Below are 1,207 nucleotides of genomic sequence, written 5' to 3' on the forward strand. Positions count from 1 at the left end.
CGCTCTGCACTCAGTCGAACTCCATCCTTGGCGATTGCGACTGTAACCGACTCGATCACCTGATGATCGGAAAGCGGCTTGAGCAGAAAGTCCGAAGCACCTGCTTTCATGGCGCGCACGCAACTGCTGATGTCGGCGAAGCCCGTCATGAAGATGAAGGGCATGCGATGGACCTGGGTGGCCTTTTGCTAAAAAAATGGAGACCGCTTTCACCGCGCAGGCGGACGTCGGGCAGCAGGCAGCTCGGTCGGTCGGGCTTCTCGGACGCGTTAAAGGTGGCTGTGTGCTCGAAGGTACGCGCGGCAAAGCCGGCGGAGCGGAGGAGGCTGCACAAAGATGTGCGGATTGCGTCTTCGTCGTCGACAATGTAGACGAGTGGCTGCTCGTCGCATGTGGAATTGCTGGGCATGCTTGTTCGGTTGCCGGTTCCGGGGCGGAGCCCCACGCCTGCGGGGGAGCCGCGAAGGCATGGCAAGGATAGGCCTGGACGTGTCTCTGCGGACAGACGAAATCGCGGAGATTCCGGACATCTTCAGGCTGCGCGGCGCTCGACACTGACAGTTCACTTGACGGCGTTGGGCGCCGGGAATAGATTGCGCGAGAGTCTCACGAAACTGTCATTGGGACGCTGACGTAACGAGAAAGAAGCAATGCGGCAAATCGGCTTGATTCTAGAAAATGGATTCCAGGTCATCGGTCTCTCGGCGCTATCCGCGTTTGAACTGGCCAATGTGGAGCTCGGCGAAGAGGGCTACCGCATGACGATCCTCTCCCAATACGGAGGTATCGTTCATTCGACGATTGGCTTGGGGATCGTGACCACCAAATTCGACACGATGCCCGATACGTTGATGGTTGCGGGGATTCGTGTCCCGGGCCCCCTGGATCCCGGGCTGAAGTCCTACATCAGCCGTGCGGCCCACGAGGCACGACGTGTCGCGGGCATCTGCACGGGCGCGTTCGCGCTTGCAGAGGCCGGCGTGCTGGACGGAAAGACTGCTACCACCCACTGGTTGCATGCCAGACGATTGCAGGAAACCTTTCCTCAGGTTCGTGTCGACGAGGATCGCATTTTTGTGCAGGACGGAAACATTTGGACCTCGGCCGGCATGTCTGCGGCGATGGACCTTGCCCTGGCGCTCATCGAGCACGACCACGGCGCGGCGCTGGCACGTAACGTGGCCCGACGCCTGGTCGTCTATTACCG

At 60.3% G+C, this 1,207-nt stretch carries 1 protein-coding gene and 1 pseudogene; one reads left to right on the top strand and one right to left on the bottom strand.

The window, feature by feature from the left end:
* Positions 1 to 164, bottom strand: a pseudogene (locus ACYP5B_RS51745) (DNA-binding response regulator); the annotation flags it as partial.
* 486 nt (positions 165 to 650) lie between these two features.
* Here ACYP5B_RS51745 and ACYP5B_RS51750 point away from each other — a divergent pair.
* On the top strand, positions 651 to 1,207 hold a 557-nt coding region (locus tag ACYP5B_RS51750), incomplete at its 3' end, for an AraC family transcriptional regulator (protein ID WP_459575276.1).

The sequence above is a fragment of the Cupriavidus sp. 8B genome (assembly GCF_054589115.1).